We start from the raw sequence: 20,397 nt of genomic DNA, 5'->3' as shown, positions 1-20,397 counted from the left end.
CCTTTAAGACGCTGCGCCGGACTTGGCAAGAGTGTTTTTCGAACTTTGCCAGGCTATGTGAATTTGCCGCCGACGTTGTCGCCGAGATCTATTGCCGAGACCGGGGACAAGACTTGATCCGGCTTCCCTAGGAGAAGATCGCGCGTTGAAAGCTCGACGGCGCCCGTCGCCGTCCCGGTCGCCGGCACGCGCCTCTCTGTTGGCAGCGGAAGCCGTTGCCATGCCAGACGCGGCGGTTTTTCGACGAAGGCACCAGGTTCGTTGACGGTGCGGTCGCGGACGCGGGTAATGATCGATTCGATCGCGAGCGCGCGGCCTTCTTCGTGATAGAAATTGCCCTTGATCTGTACCGTGCCGGCCAATGCCTTGATGAAGGCGCGCAGCAGGTTCGCGTCAAGCGGCTCGGGGTTAGACCAGAACGAGTCGATCCCGCCCTGATGGGTCAACCCGGGCATGTCGTAAACTGCCGCACCGAGCGCAATCGTCGGAAGACCGGCTCTCAGGCTGTGCATCGCCGTCGTGGAGTTGGCAACGATCGTCCCGTGCGAATGGCGAAGGATCGCTCCGAGATCACCTCTTTCGATAAACACGACCCGGTTCGAGACGCGGTAGCGGGCGGCAATCTTCGACACGATCTTGCGCCAGCCCTCGAGATCGTTGTCGAGCGGATGCTGCTTTACGATCAACCGCGCGCTTTCGGGAGCATGTCTCGAGAACGAGTGGATGACCTGATCGATCATCTGAGAGAGATGCCGATAAGGAGAGTTTGCTCGGATCTGGTAGTCGCTCTGCAATTGCAGCGCCAGGAGGTAATTCTTGCCGGTTTCGCCGTCGAAAAATCCCTCTGGCAGATCGTGGCGCGAACGGAACATGCGCGGCAGCCACGACAGATAGTCGAACAGCGGATCGTAGTACTTGTCCGAGCGGTAGAACGGGAACATCGGGCGGCCGAAATATGCCAGGAGGTTATAGATGACCTCGTTTGTCGCCTCCTGTCCGAACGTGTGGCCGTAGCGCGCCTTGAGATCCGGTTCGGGAACCTGCTCGGCAACCTTGCGAATCACGTTCGGATCGTTGGGGAAGTGCGAGAAGCGGCCCATGCCATTGCGTTCGAGCGTGATCCAGTCCGGCCGAAGATAGCCGAACTCGACGGCATGACACTGAATGCCCAACCGACGTGCAACGCGTCCGGCAAAGCGATGGTAGGGCAGCCTGTCGGCATAATAGAGAATGTCGGTGATGCCTTCGCGACGGATGAGTTCAGCCAGATAGCGTGGCCAGGCCCTCAGCGTTCCGCGATAGTTGATCGCTCCGGACTTGCGCCAGTAGGCCAGGTCTCCGAACGAGAAGTTCACACGCTTCGTACCGATCCCCTGCGCTTCGAACGCGTTTGCCAGCTCGCGCCAGAACACGGACGGTGGACCTTGGAGAAACAGGACTTTTGTCATTCGAAGCCAATACCGCTTGATTCGGGATCATGAAATTGAGGGTCGTTTAGCCTGATCGGGGTTCTCCCGACGTAATACACAGCTCCCCGTACGTGAGACGGATGCCAATTCACACAATTACCGTTAAACAGTTCCGGTACTTTCACGAAGGCACCACCGTCGTCAATGGCGCCTTTTACGCACGAAGCATATTCCAAGGTTACGTCGCCATGCATCAACGCCGATTCCTGCTGCTTCAAGGACCCGCCTCGCCGTTTCTCAAGAAGCTCGCGGAAGCCCTTGAAAACAAAGGCGCGCAGGTATCGAAGATCAACCTATCCATAGGTGATGTGGCGTTTTGGTGGCCGCGCAAAAGCGAACTGTTTCGCGAAAAGCCTGAACATTGGGCAGTGTATCTCGATCGCTACATAAGCGATCACAATGTAACCGATATCGTCATGCTTGGTGATGGTCGTGCGCCGCATCACAGCGCGGCTGCCGTTGCGTCAGCCAGAGGCGTTGACGTCCATATTCTCGAACACGGGTATCTGCGGCCCGACTGGCTGACGATAGAGCCGGATGGCATGTCGGCACATTCTCGCTTCCCGCAGGATGCGGAGCGTATCCGCATGATCGCGGAAAGCGCACCGGCCATTGACAGGGTCGGACGTTACCGCTCCAGCTTCTTGACCTACGCGCTCTACGATCTTGTCTATCACGTTCCCAATGTTCTATTGGGATGGCTCGTTCATCCGCACTACCGGACCCATGGGCCCGTGCATCCGGTTCGCGAATATGCCGGCTGGATCTGGAAGGCGCTGAGGATGAAATCCCGGCGACGGAACGCCGATCTCGCGACCACAGCCGCCCTCACCCCGATCCAGACCGCGGATGGCGTGCGCTTGCCTCGGGTTTTCCTGTTTCCATTGCAGCTTCCTGGGGATTACCAGATCATCCGTCACGCCCCCGGCGGCGACCTCTTCGCCATCGTCGATTCGGTGATTGCTTCTTTCGCAAAGCACGCAGGCAGTAACGACCGCCTGCTGTTCAAGGTCCATCCGATCGACAATGGACTGTCGCGCTGGCCCGAGCGCATCCGGGCCGCCTCGAACCGCCACGGAATATCGGACCGTGTCTTCTATGCGGATGGGGGCGACACCGACGACCTTATCACCCGCGCGGCCGGCGTCGTCACAGTCAACTCGACCGTCGGACTGACCGCGCTATCGATGGCAAAGCCGGTAGTTGCGCTGGGCGCTGCGGTATACGACATCCCCGGGCTGACGTTCCAAGGGCCACTCGCAGAGTTCTGGACGAATCCGGGACGGCCGGACATGGAACTGTTCGACGCCTTCCAGCGGGCGCTTGCCGCGACGACGCAGGTCCGCGGTGGTTTCATCGGGAGAGACGCGATTGAAGCAGGCGCCGAGAATGTTGCAGCACGGCTGATGGAGCCTGCGCCACGCCTGCCGAAGAGCTGGGCCAAGCCAGGCGGCAGCACGCAGTTCCGCTATATGAATGAACTCTTTGGCTGAACGGCGTACGCGCTTCCTGCGGACGTCTCCTGACCGATTTCAACACGCTGTAACGAAAAAGGCCCCGCGGTTTCCCGCGAGGCCTTTTTCAAGTGGTTGATCTATCGATTACTCGATGATCGAGGCAACGATGCCGGCGCCGACAGTACGACCGCCTTCGCGGATCGCGAAGCGCAGCTTTTCTTCCATCGCGATCGGAACGATCAGCTCGACTTCAACGGTGACGTTGTCGCCTGGCATAACCATTTCCGTGCCTTCAGGAAGCGAAACGATACCGGTCACGTCGGTTGTACGGAAGTAGAACTGAGGACGGTAGTTCGTGAAGAACGGCGTATGACGGCCGCCTTCTTCCTTGGTCAGGATGTAGGCTTCTGCCATGAACTTCTTGTGCGGCTTGACCGAACCCGGCTTGCACAGGATCTGGCCACGCTCGACGCCGTCACGCTGTACGCCACGGATCAGAGCGCCGATGTTGTCGCCGGCCTGGCCCTGGTCGAGCAGCTTGCGGAACATTTCGACGCCGGTAACAGTCGTCTTGGTCGTGGCGCGGATGCCGACGATTTCGACTTCTTCACCAACCTTGACGATGCCACGCTCGACGCGACCGGTCACGACCGTACCACGGCCCGAGATCGAGAACACGTCTTCGATCGGCAGCAGGAACGGCTGGTCGATCGGACGCTCAGGCGTCGGGATGTAGGCGTCAACAGCTGCCATCAGTTCGCGAACGGCGTCTTCGCCGATCTTCTTGTTCGAATCTTCAAGAGCGGCCAGAGCCGAACCCTTGACGATCGGAATGTCGTCGCCCGGGAAGTCGTAGGACGACAGAAGTTCGCGGACTTCGAGTTCGACGAGCTCGAGAAGCTCTTCGTCGTCGACTTGGTCAACCTTGTTGAGGAACACGACGATTGCCGGAACGCCAACCTGACGAGCAAGCAGGATGTGCTCGCGGGTCTGTGGCATCGGGCCGTCGGCAGCCGAGCAAACCAGGATCGCGCCGTCCATCTGCGCTGCACCGGTGATCATGTTCTTGACGTAGTCGGCGTGGCCGGGGCAGTCGACGTGTGCGTAGTGGCGGTTTGGCGTCTCGTACTCGACGTGTGCCGTCGAAATGGTGATGCCGCGGGCCTTCTCTTCAGGAGCAGCGTCGATCTGGTCGTAGGCCTTGAATTCGCCGAAGTACTTCGTGATCGCCGCAGTCAGCGACGTCTTGCCGTGGTCGACGTGACCGATCGTGCCAATGTTGACGTGAGGCTTATTGCGCTCAAACTTGCTCTTTGCCATTGAATGCTTCCTGTGAACATAAGAGGTTGACCCGGCGACCGGGTTTGGTGTCGCCGTTTAAGGCTTTCCCAAGGATTGCGCAAGACATAATTACGCCGCCGCCCCGTACAAGGGGCAGGCCGAAAGATGGCGCCCTATCTGCCTGTATTTCAAGGCCTCGGCGTGTCGCCTTCCCCGTCCGCCGCCGAGATGGTCGCGTCAGAGATGGTGATGGCCTGATACGTAATCCTGACGTCCGATCCGGTTTTTGCGCGTGCCGCACGTGATCAACACGAGCACAAATCGACGCGATGTTTAAATCGATCAAACGGTCGAAAATAGAAATTATGTGTCCGGGATATTGGAGCGGGTAGCGGGAATCGAACCCGCGTATTCAGCTTGGAAGGCTGCTGCTCTACCATTGAGCTATACCCGCGGGGGTGGTCCGATCTCGAAGACGAATGGTGGAGAGAGTTGGATTTGAACCAACGTAGGCGTAGCCAACGGATTTACAGTCCGTCCCCTTTAACCACTCGGGCATCTCTCCATTCGTCTGGATCGTTAGACCAAGTCTGCTGACCGTCAGGCTTGCCGCCCCTCGGTCTGCGCCGCGTATATGACGGCCTCATGTCCGTCTGTCAACACGACCTCTTTGAAAAAAGGAGGAAAAAATTGGATATCGTCATGCCATCCGACGAAGGCTCGAGCGGAGGGCTTTGCCGAAACCGCGCTCCTCGATATAAGGCAGCATGAGCACAAAAGATCCTAAAGACAAAACCGCCCGCGACACCCATTACGCGACGCTTCGCCGGAATGTTCGCGATACCAAGCGCGAACGCGGCGAGATCCCGACGCCGCAGCAGGGCCGCGTCAAATCCAACAAGGGCGCCAAGGATTGGACGCCACCGCAGCTGCAGCCGGAACAGGTGCTGCTCTATGGTCTCCATACGGTTCGGGCTGCGATCCAGAACCCGGAGCGCAAGCTGATCAAGCTTTCGGTGACACAGAACGCCTTTATGCGACTGGAGATCGGCGAATCGAGCGAGCTGTCTTTTCCTGTCGAGTTCGTCTCGCCGCAGGATATCGACAAGGTGCTAGGTCCCGAGGCGATCCACCAGGGCGTGATGCTGGAAACGCGGCCCCTGCCCGTACGCCGGCTTGAAGCCCTTAAAGAGAGCCCGCTTCTCCTGGTACTCGACCAGGTAACGGATCCCCATAACGTCGGTGCCGTCATGCGATCGGCCGTAGCATTCGGCGCAGGCGCTCTCATCACCACCCAGAGACATAGCCCGACCGAGTCAGGCGTGCTGGCAAAATCCGCGTCCGGTGCACTGGAACTCATTCCCTATATCCAGATCACCAACCTCGCCGACGCGCTGGAATCGATCCACAAGCTTGGCTTCCAGACGATCGGGCTTGATTCGGAAGGTCCTGCCCCGCTGGAAGGCACGTTCTCCGGTGAGCGGATTGCCCTGGTCCTCGGATCCGAGGGCAAGGGCTTGCGCCAGAAGACCCGCGAAACGGTGAATGCGTTGGCCCGGCTCGACATGCCCGGCGAGATCAAGTCGCTCAACGTCTCGAATGCCGCAGCGATTGCACTTTACGCGACAAGGCAGCATCTCCTGAAGATCTCCTGAAATCACATCAGCGGCCTGACGAAAACCGTCGGGCCGCTGCGCTCCATCCTGGCGCAAGCTTTATATGAGTATTTCCTAATTATCTTAAATGGGAGAGCTTGGATGGATCGCGGGACTTGGAAGCAACCTGTCATCCTGGAAATCTTCGGCCAACCGAGGCCGATCATCGTGCAAGGCACGCTGGATGCCGCTCTTATGCTGCTCAGCGGATGGCCGGCCGCACGCACAGAAGCGCATATGGCGGCGGTGATGGCGTGCCGCGACGTGCTGACGGGCCGAAGCGTCGCGGCCCTTGCCCGCGCCGATTTCATTGAGGCCGCATTCGAGGCCGGATTTCATGTTCAACCGCAAACATTTCTTGCCGATATCGATGCCGAACCAATCAAAGACGTCCCGGCCTCACTTGCGACCCTGCCGATCTCGCCGGACCGCCTCGCCCCCCTCGCACCGTTCCGGCGTCGCCTCAGTAAGTCGCCCCGCTTACGCGGGCTTACCCCTGCTTATACCGAGCCCGATGCTGGCGGATCCGATTCACTCCCGTCATACCACCACCCGGTGATTAGCTGGAGCGAGCCGCATTCCGAGGCATCGGGGGCTGGGCCGGCCAGCCCACACACACCCTGCATGCGCGAATTATTGGCAGAGCTCTCGCGGACGATCGGCATGATTGCACGGCTCGGCGCCCGACGCACCGCGGGCGTGCTGCGGCCCCAGCTTCGCCACGGAGCATCGGATCTTCCGGCCGCGGCGGATGCGCACCTTGGCAATTCCTGGGCCGTCGGTCGTCAGCAACCAATGGCATAGGCACGGTGATGTAGAGGCGAGACGAGCTTGCGCTGCTGAAGGCAAGGCAGTAGATCGTCTTCATGATGAGTATGCTTTCCATATTCGAGACGATCGCGCTCGATGCAGGCCGCACGATTCTTGAGATCCGTGGCCGTGGCGCTCATACCCACTACAAGCCTGACCACTCGCCGGTGACGGAGGCTGACGAAGCCGCGGAAGCGATCATTCTCGAAGCGCTTGCGCAGCATTGGCCGGCGATCCCCGCGGTTGCAGAAGAAGCCGTCGCCGCCGGGCAGATCCCCGATATTTCCGGTGGTCGTTTCTTCCTGATCGACCCGCTTGACGGCACACGTGAATTCATCAACGGCCGCGATGACTTCACCGTCAATATTGCGCTGATCGAAAATGCCCTTCCGACCGTTGGTATCGTGTATGCTCCGGCGCTCAACGTCGGCTATGGCGGCGCACAGAACAAAGCGTCCAAGCTCTTGATCGCCCCCGATTTCACCATCGAAAACCGTCAGGCGATCCGCGCCCGCGTCATGCCACGGCGACCCATCGCCTGTGCCAGCCGGTCCCACCGAACTGTCGAAACGGATGATTTCCTGGCGCAATACGGCGACCTCGAAACCCTTTCCGTCGGTTCATCGCTGAAATTCGGTCTGCTGGCGGAAGGTGCCGCCGACATTTATCCGCGGTTCGGCCGGACGATGGAGTGGGACACGGCAGCCGGAGATGCGGTCTTGCGCGCCGCCGGTGGCAAGACCTGCGCTATCGACGGACAGCCGCTCCGGTACGGCAAGGTCGGTCGATCGGATGAGACTGATTTCGCCAATGGCGACTTCATCGCGACCGGTGCATCGGTTGAAGTCCTGTAGTTTTCCAAATTCTCTCGACCACGAAAAAAGGCGCCTCCTTTCAGAAGCGCCTTCCTAAGACAGCTCGATATCTCAGAGGAAGAAATCGCTGTCGTACATTTTGGTTTGGCCCGCGATCTTGATCTGGAAGTCGGCATAACCGTCGCCGTTCACATCGCCTGAGACGATGCCGCCGCTAAAGCGCAACTCGCCCGCCTCGCCCGAAAAGCCTTTCGAACCGATGAAATCGAAGGACTGATTGCCGCCGAAGGTCGTATCCGCATCGATCGACCGGAGATCGATATAATCGTCTTCGGCGCGGCTGAAGTCCTGGATGATGTCGCGGCTGCTGTTTGCCTTGGAGTCTGCGATCGAGGTGAACACGAACGTATCGGCGCCCGATCCACCATAGAGATGGTCGTTGCCGGATCCGCCGTAAAGCTTGTCGTTGCCGCTTCCACCGTAGAGGTCGTCGTTACCGGCGCCGCCGTAGAGCGTGTCATTACCGCCCTTGCCGTCGATCAAGTCGTTTCCATCATCGCCCCAAAGCTTGTTTGCGCCGGATGAGCCGTAGATCTTGTCGCTCGCACCGGTCCCGATGGCATTCTCGATGCTGACGAGCGTCTCTTTGTAACTGGTTCCAAGCGTCTGCGCCGAGCCCTTGCCGAGATCGATGGCGACGCCGAGACCGGCCAGATCATCATCCTCGTCCTGCGTCTCATAGCTGATCGTATCGGTCCCCGAGCCACCGTTGAAATAGTTGCGATAGCCGACCGAGAAGAAGGCGTCATTGCCCGTCTCGCCGTAATAGTCGCTGTGATAGGTGGAGACTTCGAAAGAGTCGTTGCCGCTGCCGGCATAGACGACATCATAGAGCTTGCTCGACGTCGAAAATCCTGTTGCGACGTAGCTGTCGTTGCCGGAGCCGAGATCGATCTTGTTGCCGCCTTCGAAGGAATTTTGCACCAAATCGTCGTCAGCGCCTGCATAAACCGTGTTGAAACCACCGTATTTGCCGACGAGGTTGAGGAAGATCCGGTCGTCGCCGCCATAGGTGTAGACGGTGAGATCAGAATCGTAATCATCCTGGTAGACGGTGTTGTCGTAATCGTTGCCGTAGAATGTGGGCATCCGTTTCCTCCGGTCCGCTCCTGGCATGAGAATCGCCGCGGATTGCTGTGCTTATGCTAGACTACGAATCCTGACGGAATCCGTAATATCCCGTTGTCTGCCATTCAGGTTCGTTAACGCGCAATGGCCGCCTTCGTCATCCCCTCGCTTCGACGCTTTATCTCAATCAGATCAAGTACCACGTTGAAAAATCTTTGCGGAACCTCTTTGATTTCCATGGGTTGGTAGGGCTCACAGGAGATACCGACCATGAAAAAAACAATTCTCACCGCAGCATTTCTCATGACCGCAACGGCAGCTTTCGCGCAGTCGGCTGCAGAAAGCACCGGCGCAAACTCGGTTCTGGGTCGCGCTCCGACCACCGCAGACTTTATCATGCAGGCGTCTGCGAGCGGTATGTACGAGATCGAGTCGAGCAAGCTCGCGCTGACCAAGGGCGACGACGCCACCAAGAAATTTGCGCAGCAGATGATTACAGACCATGAAAAGGCTTCTGCCGAACTCAAGGCGCTGATCGACAGCGGCAAGGTCCAGGGCAATCCTGTCACGGCATTGACCGAAGATGACAAGGAAGATGTCGACGAGCTGGCAAAGCTTGAAGGTGCCGATTTCATCGAGGAATATTTCGACGATCAGGTCGAAGCACATGAAGACGCGGTAGACCTCTTCAAGCGCTACGCTGAAGAAGGTGAAAATGCCGATCTAAAGGCCTTTGCCGCGAAGACACTTCCGGCCCTCGAGCATCACTACAAGATGGCACAGGACATGGATAAGTAAGAACTACCCTTCCACAACTGCCATACTCTAAAGAGACAGCCGCCCGATTCGTCGAGGCGGCTTTTTCTGTTGCTTCGCCTTCAGACCCGACGCCCCGGAGGTTCGTTGGAAGCTTACTGAGCAGCGAACCGTCAAACGGATGGTTTTGAAAACGCGAGATAGCGACGCACGAAGGATGCATTGACGTTTCCGTCAGGCCTCAACCGCTGCGTCACGCTTCTTCTTGCCGTCCAGTAACTGAGCGAAGAGTTCGGCCTGTCTTTCGGTTGCTGCTCGGATCGCATTGAGCTGCAAAAGCATGCTGCCAAACGCTGCGACGAGCACAGAGCCGATGAAGGCGGGTGCCGCCCAAGGCAGTGCTGCCAAGAGCGCGAGCAGGGCATAGGACCCCTGCCCGGCGCTGGCCATCAGCGCCACGAGGGCGCAGACCACCAGAACGATCCCGATCCAGCCAATCCACATCAAGACTTTTCCCATCAGTCTCCCCTTAAATTTAAGAGATCCTGACAGAGCGCATTCCATGTTGCAAGGATTGGCCGGCACGAGAAGAGATGCCGGAAAGACAACGGAGCGACATGCGTCACACCCTGCTCTCCTCAGCCCGAGAAAAGCATGATCAACCGATCAAAATGAATGGGATAGAAGTGGTGCCCCCGACAAGGTTCGAACTCGTGACCCCCTGATTACAAATCAGGTGCTCTACCAACTGAGCTACAAGGGCACTTCTGGGGGTGGAATTACCAGATTCTGATTTCGTGTAAAGCGAAAATTCCGTTGATCGCGATAAACACTTTCGAGAAACGAGATACTCGTGGTCTACCCGCAGCCGGAATGGCTGACGAAGTACCGACGATGCACGGAAGCGGCTTGTTCGTCCTGTCGTTTCTCCTATAGCTACCTGCTGGAAGCCGTATGTTGACGATGCGGTGTTTCAGACTTGTATTCCCTGGGCGCATGTCCGCGTCACACCAAAGGCCTTCCCATGTCGATCGCGACCGAAAAGCTCGCATTCATCGCCTCAACGGCACCCGATGCCGAGGCAGCGTTTGACGAGCTGACCCGGCTTTACGGAAACGTTCCCCTGGTGGAGGCCGACGTGGTCGTGGCCTTGGGTGGTGACGGGCTCATGCTGCAAACGCTGCACGAGACCATGCATATCGGCAAAAGGGTCTACGGCATGAACCGCGGCTCGGTCGGCTTTCTGATGAACGATTTCGAAACGGTCGATCTTCCCGACCGAATCGCGCGTGCCGTCGAAAACGAGTTTCACCCGCTAAAGATGACGGCGACCGATGCCTGGGGTGCGATATCCCACTCGCTCGCGATCAACGAGGTCTACCTGTTCCGCCAATCCTATCAGGCCGCGAAGCTGAAGGTGGTGGTCGATGGGCACACAAGGCTGGAGGAACTGATCTGCGACGGCCTGATGGTCGCGACGCCTGCCGGCTCCACCGCCTACAATCTGTCGGCGCACGGGCCGATCCTGCCGCTGGAGGCGCCGCTTCTGGCGATGACGCCCGTCAGTGCGTTTCGTCCGCGTCGCTGGCGCGGAGCGCTTTTGCCAAACCGTGTCTGCGTCGACATCGAGATTTTCGAGCCGGAAAAGCGACCGGTCAACGCGGTCGCCGACAATACCGAGGTGAAATCCGTCATCCATATCCGCATCGCGCAATCGACTGAACTGACGGCACGGCTTCTATCGGATCCCGACCATTCCTGGTCTGACCGGATCTTGGCCGAGCAGTTCAACGACTGACGACCACCCCATGAAACGCAAACGGCCGGATCGCGAGATCCGGCCGTTTGTGATTCGTGATGCGTCCAAACCTTACTCGGCGTCGGCGCCAAGATCGGGCTTGCCGCTGATGCGGTGTGCAAGGGCAGCTTCCATGAACTCGTTGAGTTCGCCGTCGAGAACGTCGCTGGGTGCCGTGCTTTCGACACCGGTGCGCAGGTCCTTCACCAGCTGGTATGGCTGCAGAACGTAGGAGCGGATCTGGTGGCCCCAGCCGATGTCGCTCTTCGAAGCGGCTTCCGCATTGGCGGCCGCTTCGCGCTTCATCAGTTCCGCTTCGTACATACGGGCGCGTAGCATGTCCCACGCCTTGGCGCGGTTCTTGTGCTGCGAGCGTTCCTGCTGGCAGGCGACGACGATACCGGACGGAATGTGCGTGATACGCACGGCCGAGTCGGTGGTGTTGACGTGCTGCCCGCCGGCACCCGACGAACGATAGGTGTCGATGCGGCAATCGCTCTCGTTGATCTCGATGTTGATCGAGTCGTCGACCACAGGATAGACCCAGATCGACGAGAACGACGTGTGGCGGCGTGCCGCGCTGTCGTAGGGCGAAATGCGCACCAGGCGATGGACGCCCGACTCGGTCTTCAACCAGCCGAACGCATTGTGTCCCTTGACGAGTATGGTCGCGGACTTGATGCCTGCCTCTTCGCCATCGTGCACTTCCAAGAGCTCGACCTTGTAGCCCTGGCGCTCGGCCCAGCGGGTGTACATGCGCAGCAGAATGTTCGCCCAGTCCTGGCTTTCCGTGCCACCGGCACCGGAGTGCACTTCGACATAGGTATCGTTGCTGTCTGCTTCGCCCGAAAGCATCGCTTCCACCTGACGGCGGTTGGCTTCAGTGCGCAACGTCTTCAGCGCTTCCTCGGCCTCTTTAACGATCGAGTCGTCGCCCTCGTCTTCCCCCATCGCGATGAGTTCGACATTGTCGTTGAGCTGCTGATCGAGCGCTCGCACGCCGTTGATGCTGTCATCCAGCTGCTGACGCTCGCGCATCAGCTTCTGCGCTTCGGAGGCGTCGTTCCAGAGGTTTGGATCCTCTGCCTTGTTGTTCAACCAGTCCAGTCGTCTTACCGCCTGATCCCAGTCAAAGATGCCTCCTCAGCAGGCTTATGGCCTGCTTGATTTCGTCGGTTACGTTGATGATTTCCGCGCGCATGGCGTAATGCTTCTCTCGTCTTTTCGTTGTTGACCGAAGTTGCGGTGGACATAGTTGCGCCGGCCCCGGAAGTAAACCCCGGGCCGGCGCGACGATGTCCCAGAGGACGTCAGTATGAGGATCAAAACAGGCCGGAGGCACCGGACGTGATGGCCTGCTGTGCCTGTGGCGAGGAGTCCAGGATCTGGTCCTGCGTCATGTATTCGCCGCCACCGATGACCTGGAAGACATCGGCCGGACCGGTTCCGGGCTTGAAGGCTTCGGTGATCGTATCCGGCTCGCCTTCCATGGCCATCATGCCCGTCTTGCGGTTGACAGCGACGAACTGCATGCCTTCCGGCACCAGGAATTTCTCGGCCGGCATATGCTTTGCCGCCGCTTCGATAAACTGACCGAAGATCGGCGCTGCAAGTCCGCCACCCGTGCTGCCGCGTCCGAGCGGCGCCGGTGTGTCGAAGCCGATGTAAAGACCGGCCACGATGTTCGGCGTAAAGCCGACGAACCAGGCGTCCTTCTCGTCATTGGTCGTTCCGGTCTTGCCGGCGACCGGACGGTCGGTCAGATGGATCTTGCCGGCCGCGCTGCCGCGCTGCACGACGCCTTCCATCATCGACGTGATCTGGTAGGCGGTCATCGGATCGAGAACCTGCTCGCGGTTGTCGGCCAGAACCGGCTCTTCCTGGTTCGCCCAGCTGTTGGCGTTGCAGCCTTCGCAGGTGCGCTCTTCATGACGGAAGATGGTCTTGCCGTAACGATCCTGGATGCGGTCGATCACGGTCGGCTTGATCTGCTTGCCGCCGTTGGCGATGACCGCATAGGCCGACACCATCCGCATCACGGTCGTTTCGCCGGAACCGAGCGACATGGCCAGAACAGGCAGCATCTTGTCGTAGATGCCGAAGCGTTCGGCATATTCCGCCACCAGTTCCATGCCCATGTCTTGCGCCAGGCGGACAGTCATCTGGTTGCGCGACTTTTCGATACCGGTGCGCAGCGTTGCCGGGCCGTTGCCGTCCTTGTCGCCGTAGTTCGACGGGCGCCAGACCTGGCCTCCGGTGACGATCTCGATCGGCGCGTCAAGCACAACCGATGCCGGGGTGTAGCCGTTGTCGAGCGCTGCAGAATAGACGAAGGGCTTGAATGACGAACCCGGCTGACGCATCGCCTGGGTGGCGCGGTTGAACTCCGACTGTGCGTAGGAGAAGCCGCCGACCATGGCGAGAACGCGGCCGGTATTCGGGTCCATCGCGACAAAGCCGCCCTGTACCTTCGGAGGCTGACGCAGCCGGAAGGTCTTGGCTTCTTCATTGATCGGCTCGACATAGACGACGTCGCCCGGGCTCAGCACGCCATCGGGACCTTTCGCCGTCCGGCGAGAACCCTTGGCGTCGCGATAGGCCCATTTCATGGCGTCCGCGGGGATCGTTCCCGTCACGCGCTCTTCGGTCACCTTGCCGCCACCATCGGCAGCGGGACGCAAACCGATCTCGGCGGACTTGGCGGACGCGCTGATCACGACGGCAAGCTGCCATTCCGGGACATCGCGCAGGTCAGGCGCCTTGCCGTCGGTGATCGCCTTGGCAAGCGAGACACCCCAATCCGGTGAAATGTCGACCGTGGTCACCGGGCCCTGAAAACCGCGGCGTTCGTCGTAATCAAGAAGCCCGTTCTGCAGCGCGGCGCGCGCAGCAAGCTGAAGCTCGGGATTGATCGAGGTGCGGACGGACAGGCCGCCTTCATAGAGCGACTTGTCGCCATACCGGCCAATGATTTGGCGACGGACCTCTTCGGAGAAATAGTCGGACGCGAACAGGTGTGTACCACTCCGGCGCTGCTTGACACCAAGCGGCTGGGTCTTGGCATCGTCGGCGTCCATCTGGGTAATGTAGCCGTTTTCGGCCATGCGATCGACAACCCAGTTGCGGCGATCAAGCGCTGCCTGCTGATGGCGGAACGGATGATAGTTGTTGGGGCCCTTCGGCAGCGCCGCGAGATAGGCTGCTTCCGCCGTCGTCAGTTCCGTCACCGACTTGTCGAAATAGGTCAGCGCCGCACCGGCGATGCCATAGGAGTTAAGGCCGAAGAAGATCTCGTTGAGGTAGAGCTCGAGGATCTTGTCCTTCGAGTAGGCCTGTTCGATGCGGAACGACAGGATCGCTTCCTTGACCTTGCGGTCCATCGTCTGGTCTGCCGACAGAAGGAAGTTCTTTGCCACCTGCTGGGTGATCGTGGACGCACCTTCCGGACGACGGCCTGAGCCGAAGTTCTGGAGATTGTTCACAACCGCGCGGCCAAGGCCGAAGATATCGACGCCGGGGTGGTTGTAGAAATTCTTGTCTTCAGCAGACAGGAAGGCCGCCTTGACCCGGTCGGGAATAGCCTGGATGGGGAGGAACAAGCGACGCTCGCGCGCATATTCCGTGACCAGTGCACCGTTGCCGGCGTGGACACGTGTGGCAACCGGAGGCTCATAGGCAGCAAGGACCGCATAATCGGGCAAATCCTTGGATACACCATTCAAATAGATGGCAACCGCTGCAGCAACGCCCAGAAAAAGGACGCAGGCCATTCCAAAGAAGTATCCAATCAATCTGATCATGTCGAAGCTACCGTTCGGCTTTCGGGTTGCTGCGCAAGGCGCAACATCGCATGGTTCTCGGCGTTTTGCACGGTGATTACGCCAGCGCAAGGCGTCGAGGATAAAAGGCGCGTTATCCGCCCTGCCTCGTGCAGCAGGGTGTAACCGTCTGAATGTGCGTAAAATAGGGCTTCAACCAAGGTATTTCCGCAACTTAGCTTGTATACGGGGATATTCCCGGGCCGTTGTTGCACGTCAGCCACGCCGCATGCGACGCAGCACTCCCCTCACCCGCCGTTGGCGACAGAGTGACCGCGATACCGATCGACGGCTGCGGCAATCAGGTCTGCGATCCGGTTGCGCCAGTTCTGATCAAGCAGAAGTTTTTCGTCTTCCTGATTGGACAGAAAACCCAGCTCGAGCAGGACGGAGGGAATATCCGGCGCCCGCAGCACCTGGAAGCTTGCCTGCCGATGCGGGTTGTTGATGAGCCCGATCTGCCCCTCGAACGACTTGACGACATTGTCCGCCATGGCGATCGAGAAGGCCTGGGTCTCGCGCCGCGTCAGGTCGAGAAGGATATCCGCCACGTCCGACGGTCCGTTCTGAATGCTGTAGCCGGCGAGCTGGTCAGAAAAGTTTTCTCGCGCCGCAAGGTTCTCCGCCATCCGGTCCGATGCCTTGTCGGAGAGGGTATAGACGGTGGCACCGCGGATATCCTTTTGCGTCAGCGTATCGGCGTGAAGGGATATGAACAGGTCGGCGCGATGTTCACGGGCGGTCGCCACCCGCTCGGACAGCGAAAGAAACGTGTCGTCGTCACGCGTCAGAAATGCCTTCACGCCGGATAGCCGGTTCAGGCGCTCGGCAAGCGTCTTTGCGAAATCGAGGGTGATGACCTTTTCCTGCGTCTTCGTCGTCAGCGCAGTCGCACCGGCATCAATCCCGCCATGACCTGCATCAACCGCAACGGTGAAAACGCCGTCGTCGGCCATCAGTGGCGTCGGCTCCGAGTCAGTTTGCGTCGTGGCGCGCCAGTCCTGGCCTTTCAGGAGAACGGCAAATTCTTCCTTCGAGACGACCTCGGCATCGAGGACGAGGCGCCAGACGCCGTTCTCCCCCGGCCGAACATCCGCCGTCGAGAGCTTCACTGGCCGGTTGGTGGTCAGCACGATCCGGGCGCTCTGTTCATCCATGGTGCCGAAGCGGATATCCTTGAACAGACCGCGCGGCGATAGATCTTCGGGTGGAAAACCGAAGGCGGTCGCCGAGAGGTCGACAATCACGCGTTCGGGGCCGCCGACATAGTGCACTGAAAACTCAGGCTTCGATTCGAAGTCGATGACAATGCGGCTGCGTGCCGCGTCGCCGGCAATGCGGGCTCCGAATGCGAGGATCGGCTTCGTGGTTGCCGCCATCGCAGGCGCCAACGCTGCCCCAGCCAACAACATGACCAAACCAAAAGCGATTCGCCTTACGACACCGGTTGCACCGGTCGCGAAATCGTATCTGGACGTCTCATGTGATACACGCAACGCACCCGTCGGTTTGCCCACCCTCACATAAGTCCCCTAACCTGACTTCGCACATTCGGAATGCAGCAACGGCAGCCGCTGCAGCCGCATGTTTTTAACACAGCAATTTCATGCAGATCGGATGCGAATCATCTCGTCCGCCCGTTGTTTTTGCATAGAATGGCAATTCGATCGACAATATGGCAAAGGCGGCTTTTCCCTTGCTATTGTGACAGATAAACCATACAACGCGAGCGAAGGTTGAAGTGTTGACGGGATAGTCTGCCGATAGGCTGCCAGCTGATAATGATCTGGCGCCATGGACCGACAGACATCCGCCGTCGCTACGCTTCATCCTGATACACGATCCGCCCGGCGGTGGCCGGAAACATATCGGGTGGCATGCCACCCACCGCTCCATCGAGCAAATCTCATTGGAGCAAATTCATCGGGCCCCGTTTGGGGCCTATGGTAAAGTCATTCTCGTTTGGTTTTTGATGGCGCGGCACAATTTTCAGAACCGGGAGAGATCAGGGACGCCTTTGGCTCCGTCTTCTTTCCGGTTGCCCGCACAATCCCACCCGACGGGATCCTTTTTATCCGGCGGAACGACCATTTCGCATGACAAGCCTGTTGTCGGGGAAATCCTCGCGGCAGGCTTTTGTGCATTTGCTCGGCGCCGAGGAGCAGAATTTACATGGCAGACAAAATGCTTATCGACGCGTCTCACGAAGAGGAGACGCGGGTAGTCGTTGTACGCGGCAACCGTATCGAAGAATTCGATTTTGAATCGGAACACAAGAAACAGATCCGGGGCAATATCTATCTGGCCAAAGTGACGCGCGTTGAGCCGTCGCTGCAGGCTGCGTTCGTCGATTACGGTGGCAACCGCCACGGCTTCCTGGCTTTTGCGGAAATCCACCCCGACTACTACCAGATCCCGCTGGCCGACCGGCAGGCGCTGATGCAGCAGGAAGCTGAAGACCAGCGCCGCATTGCGGAAGCCGATTCGGCGGATCCTGGCGATCCGGTGGTCGATCTCTCCCAGCAGGACCAGCCGGATGTCGGCATCGTCCCTGTCAACGCCGTAGAAGAACCGGTTGAAGCTGCAGTTGAAGACGCCCCGGCTCCCGAGGACGCACCGGTTGCAGACGTGGTCGAGAAGAAGGCCAAGCCGAAGCGCACCCGCTCGCGCAAGAAGGTTGTCGAGCCGACTGCGGAAGATGCGCCAGCTACTGAAACTGTCTCCGAAGAAGAAGCGCCCTCCTCCGACGAAAACCCGTCTTCCGACGACGAGGGTTCAAAGCCCGGCGAGATGGCCGCAATGGTCGACACCGATTCGATTTCCGAGGATGCCGGTGGGCGTGGCGGGAACGACGACGATGATGATGGTGACGACGACGATCACCACGAGAAGGAAGAGATCGAATCCGTTGGCGCCGAAGACGCCATGGAAGAGGTTCCGGATCGCATCCAGCGCAAGCCGCGCAAGCAGTATCGCATCCAGGAAGTCATCAAGCGTCGCCAGATCCTGCTCGTGCAGGTCGCCAAGGAAGAGCGCGGCAACAAGGGCGCAGCTCTCACGACCTATCTGTCGCTCGCAGGCCGCTACTCGGTTCTGATGCCGAACACGGCACGTGGCGGCGGCATTTCCCGCAAGATCACCCAGCCGACCGACCGTAAGCGTCTGAAGGAAGTCGCTCGCGAGTTGGACGTGCCGCAGGGCATGGGCGTCATCCTGCGCACCGCCGGTGCCAACCGCACCCGCGTCGAAATCAAGCGCGACTTTGAATATCTGATGCGCCTCTGGGAGAACGTCCGTACGCTGACGCTCGCCTCGACCGCACCTTGCCTCGTTTACGAGGAAGGTTCGCTGATCAAGCGCTCGATCCGCGACCTCTATAATAAAGACATCAACGAGGTCATCGTCTCCGGCGAAGAAGGCTATCGCGAAGCGAAAGACTTCATGAAGATGCTGATGCCGAGCCACGCCAAGGTGGTTCAGCCGTACCGCGACCTTCACCCCATCTTCTCCCGCTCGGGCATCGAAGCACAGCTCGACCGCATGCTGCAGCCGCAGGTGACGCTGAAGTCCGGTGGCTATCTCATCATCAACCAGACCGAAGCTCTGGTTGCAGTCGACGTGAACTCCGGTCGTTCGACCCGCGAACATTCGATCGAAGACACAGCACTCCAGACGAACCTTGAAGCTGCCGAAGAAGTTGCCCGCCAGCTTCGCCTGCGCGACCTTGCCGGCCTGATCGTCATCGACTTCATCGACATGGAAGAAAAGCGCAACAACCGCGCTGTCGAGAAGAAGCTGAAGGATTGCCTCAAGAACGACCGCGCCCGCATCCAGGTCGGCCGTATCTCGCATTTCGGCCTGCTCGAAATGTCGCGCCAGCGTATCCGCGCATCGGTTCTCGAATCGACCACACAGATCTGCTCGCATTGCGGCGGCACAGGTCATGTGCGCTCGCAGTCGTCGGTTGCGCTTCATGTTCTGCGTGGCGTCGAGGAATACCTGCTGAAAAACACCACGCACGACATCACCGTGCGGACCACGCCTGACATCGCGCTGTTCCTGCTGAACCACAAGCGCGGCAGCGTGGTGGATTACGAGAACCGCTTCGGTGTGTCGATCTTCATCGAATCCGACGCCACCATCGGTTCCAACCATTTTGCGATCGATCGCGGCGAAGCCGTCGAGAACCCGGTCAAGATCGAAAGCCTGATGCAGTTTGCGGCGATCCCCGTTGAAGACGAGGACGACGACATCATCATCGAGGTTGATGAAGAGGAAGAAGACGAGGAGATCGTCGCTGCTGCGCCTGCCGCCAAGCAGGACCGCGAGCGGACCGAAGGCGATGATCAGAACGGCCGCAAGCGCAAGCGTCGCCGGCGTCGTCGCAACCGCAACGGCGAGAAGAATGGCGAAGGCCAGACGCTCGACACCGCAAGCGATGCCGAATCGGGTGCCGATGACGAAGACGATGAAGACGGCGACGAGAACGAAGCAGTTGCTGCCGACGGAACTGCGCCTGTCGCAGACGGCGACGACTCGGATGAGAACTCGCGCCGCAAGCGCCGTCGTCGCGGGAAGCGTGGGGGACGTCGCAACCGGACCGAAGACGGTCAGGAGCTGAACGCGTCCGACGACGAGACCGAAACCGCAGACGCTGGTGACGGTTCCGAAGCCGGTCCGGCCGAGACGGTCGCTGCTGACGCGGGTGCTGATGTCGGTTCTGAAACCGAAGCTGCGCCAGTTGACGTTGCTGCAGCGCCGGTCGAGCCTGCGCCCAAGCCACGCCGTTCGCGCCGTGGCAAGGCGTCTTCTAAGACGGAAGAGGTTTCGTCCGAAGTTGAGGCTGTTGCCGAACCTGATGCCGTCGTCGAGACTGCTGCCGAAGCTCCGGCTCCTGCCCCGGTCGAACTTCCGGTGGAAGCTCCGGTCGCAGCGATCGTCGAACAGGTCGATGCAGCCCTTGGCGAACAGACACCTGCCGAGGCCCCTGAAGCTACGCCGGCCGCTGAAGCCTCACCTGTCGCAGAAGCCCCGCAGGCCGAAGAAGCCGCGCCGGTCGCAGAGCCTGCTCCACAGGCTGTCGCTGCCGATGATGCGGACGAATCGAAGCCTGCCCGCGCGAACCGCGCCTCCAACATCTCTTCGTCCAGCGAAGCGGTGGTGAAGAGCTCCGATCCTGCCAAGGCAGCGACCGAGAGCGACGGCGATCCGGCCAAGCCCAAAAAGGGCGGCTGGTGGCAGAAGCGCGGCTTCTTTTGAGCCGTAACCCATCCTAGAAATCGAAACGGCCGCGTCTGACGCGGCCGTTTTTTTGTCTGCGGCATGTCCTCAGAAAATGATTCAAGTCGCTTGCTGATTGATTCCGGAAACGGATCTAAGGCTCTGATTGCAAGTGCTTTTTGTACCGCCT

At 59.5% G+C, this 20,397-nt stretch carries 14 protein-coding genes and 3 tRNA genes; 7 read left to right on the top strand and 10 right to left on the bottom strand.

Annotated elements, in window-relative coordinates:
- Positions 1-53: 53 nt before the first annotated feature.
- Entirely contained in the window at positions 54-1,448 is a 1,395-nt protein-coding gene (locus ACQY1K_RS06545) for a capsule biosynthesis protein (RefSeq protein WP_430258558.1), read from the bottom strand.
- 209 nt (positions 1,449-1,657) lie between these two features.
- On the opposite strand from ACQY1K_RS06545, the gene ACQY1K_RS06540 reads away from it, so the two are divergent.
- Positions 1,658-2,962: a capsule biosynthesis protein gene (locus ACQY1K_RS06540; RefSeq protein ID WP_430258557.1), complete on the top strand. Its 1,305-nt coding sequence runs from the start codon at positions 1,658-1,660 to the stop codon at positions 2,960-2,962.
- A 108-nt stretch (positions 2,963-3,070) separates the two neighbouring features.
- Here the strand turns inward: ACQY1K_RS06540 and tuf are convergent, their stop codons facing one another.
- The 3 genes from tuf to ACQY1K_RS06525 all read right to left on the bottom strand — a co-directional run bounded on the left by tuf (position 3,071) and on the right by ACQY1K_RS06525 (position 4,772).
- Positions 3,071-4,246 carry an elongation factor Tu gene (gene tuf, locus ACQY1K_RS06535; RefSeq protein ID WP_092662037.1) on the bottom strand — a complete coding sequence of 392 codons (1,176 nt, stop codon included), beginning with the start codon at positions 4,244-4,246 and terminating at the stop codon, positions 3,071-3,073.
- Positions 4,247-4,587: 341 nt separating this feature from the next.
- A tRNA-Gly gene (locus ACQY1K_RS06530) sits at positions 4,588-4,661 on the bottom strand.
- 26 nt (positions 4,662-4,687) lie between these two features.
- A tRNA-Tyr gene (locus ACQY1K_RS06525) sits at positions 4,688-4,772 on the bottom strand.
- 202 nt (positions 4,773-4,974) lie between these two features.
- On the opposite strand from ACQY1K_RS06525, the gene ACQY1K_RS06520 reads away from it, so the two are divergent.
- From ACQY1K_RS06520 to cysQ, 3 genes are all read left to right on the top strand, one after another.
- The gene (locus tag ACQY1K_RS06520) at positions 4,975-5,862 is read left to right on the top strand and encodes a TrmH family RNA methyltransferase (RefSeq protein ID WP_092662035.1); all 888 of its coding nucleotides are present in this window, start codon (positions 4,975-4,977) and stop codon (positions 5,860-5,862) included.
- A 102-nt stretch (positions 5,863-5,964) separates the two neighbouring features.
- Positions 5,965-6,666, top strand: a complete 702-nt coding sequence (locus ACQY1K_RS06515) for a DUF982 domain-containing protein (RefSeq protein WP_430258556.1) — start codon at positions 5,965-5,967, stop codon at positions 6,664-6,666.
- A 62-nt stretch (positions 6,667-6,728) separates the two neighbouring features.
- Complete coding sequence (gene cysQ, locus ACQY1K_RS06510) at positions 6,729-7,526, top strand: 3'(2'),5'-bisphosphate nucleotidase CysQ (RefSeq protein ID WP_430258555.1); 798 nt, start codon at positions 6,729-6,731, stop codon at positions 7,524-7,526.
- A gap of 72 nt (positions 7,527-7,598) precedes the next feature.
- Here the strand turns inward: cysQ and ACQY1K_RS06505 are convergent, their stop codons facing one another.
- Positions 7,599-8,636, bottom strand: a complete 1,038-nt coding sequence (locus tag ACQY1K_RS06505) for a calcium-binding protein (protein ID WP_062580084.1) — start codon at positions 8,634-8,636, stop codon at positions 7,599-7,601.
- A 249-nt stretch (positions 8,637-8,885) separates the two neighbouring features.
- Here ACQY1K_RS06505 and ACQY1K_RS06500 point away from each other — a divergent pair, with 249 nt between their 5' ends.
- On the top strand, positions 8,886-9,413 hold the full coding sequence (locus ACQY1K_RS06500) for a DUF4142 domain-containing protein (RefSeq protein ID WP_062453178.1): 528 nt from the start codon (positions 8,886-8,888) through the stop codon (positions 9,411-9,413).
- Between the two features lie 192 nt (positions 9,414-9,605).
- Here ACQY1K_RS06500 and ACQY1K_RS06495 read toward each other — a convergent pair whose 3' ends face one another.
- On the bottom strand, positions 9,606-9,890 hold the full coding sequence (locus ACQY1K_RS06495) for a hypothetical protein (protein WP_139283848.1): 285 nt from the start codon (positions 9,888-9,890) through the stop codon (positions 9,606-9,608).
- Between the two features lie 168 nt (positions 9,891-10,058).
- Positions 10,059-10,134, bottom strand: a tRNA-Thr gene (locus ACQY1K_RS06490).
- 261 nt (positions 10,135-10,395) lie between these two features.
- Here ACQY1K_RS06490 and ACQY1K_RS06485 point away from each other — a divergent pair.
- Entirely contained in the window at positions 10,396-11,169 is a 774-nt protein-coding gene (locus ACQY1K_RS06485) for an NAD kinase (RefSeq protein WP_430258554.1), read from the top strand.
- A gap of 72 nt (positions 11,170-11,241) precedes the next feature.
- Here the strand turns inward: ACQY1K_RS06485 and prfB are convergent.
- From prfB to ACQY1K_RS06470, 3 genes are all read right to left on the bottom strand, one after another.
- Positions 11,242-12,370 (bottom strand): peptide chain release factor 2 gene (prfB, locus tag ACQY1K_RS06480; protein WP_113111005.1). Its coding sequence is split into 2 segments (ribosomal slippage): positions 11,242-12,300 and positions 12,302-12,370, totalling 1,128 coding nucleotides; the frame shifts between segments, so codons are not numbered across the junction.
- 121 nt (positions 12,371-12,491) lie between these two features.
- A complete protein-coding gene (locus ACQY1K_RS06475) occupies positions 12,492-14,969 on the bottom strand; it encodes a penicillin-binding protein 1A (protein ID WP_062453182.1) in 2,478 nt (825 codons plus the stop codon).
- A 266-nt stretch (positions 14,970-15,235) separates the two neighbouring features.
- Positions 15,236-16,399: an N-acetylmuramoyl-L-alanine amidase gene (locus ACQY1K_RS06470; RefSeq protein ID WP_062453183.1), complete on the bottom strand. Its 1,164-nt coding sequence runs from the start codon at positions 16,397-16,399 to the stop codon at positions 15,236-15,238.
- Positions 16,400-17,159: 760 nt separating this feature from the next.
- Between ACQY1K_RS06470 and ACQY1K_RS06465 the strand changes: the two genes are divergently transcribed.
- Positions 17,160-20,246 carry an Rne/Rng family ribonuclease gene (locus ACQY1K_RS06465; protein ID WP_430258553.1) on the top strand — a complete coding sequence of 1,029 codons (3,087 nt, stop codon included), beginning with the start codon at positions 17,160-17,162 and terminating at the stop codon, positions 20,244-20,246.
- Positions 20,247-20,397 lie beyond the last annotated feature (151 nt).

Source organism: Neorhizobium sp. IRS_2294 (assembly GCF_050500145.1).
GTDB classification, from domain to species: Bacteria; Pseudomonadota; Alphaproteobacteria; order Rhizobiales; family Rhizobiaceae; genus Neorhizobium; species Neorhizobium soli.
Note: the sequence above shows the minus strand (reverse complement) of the source record. Positions and strands in the feature narration are given on the sequence as shown.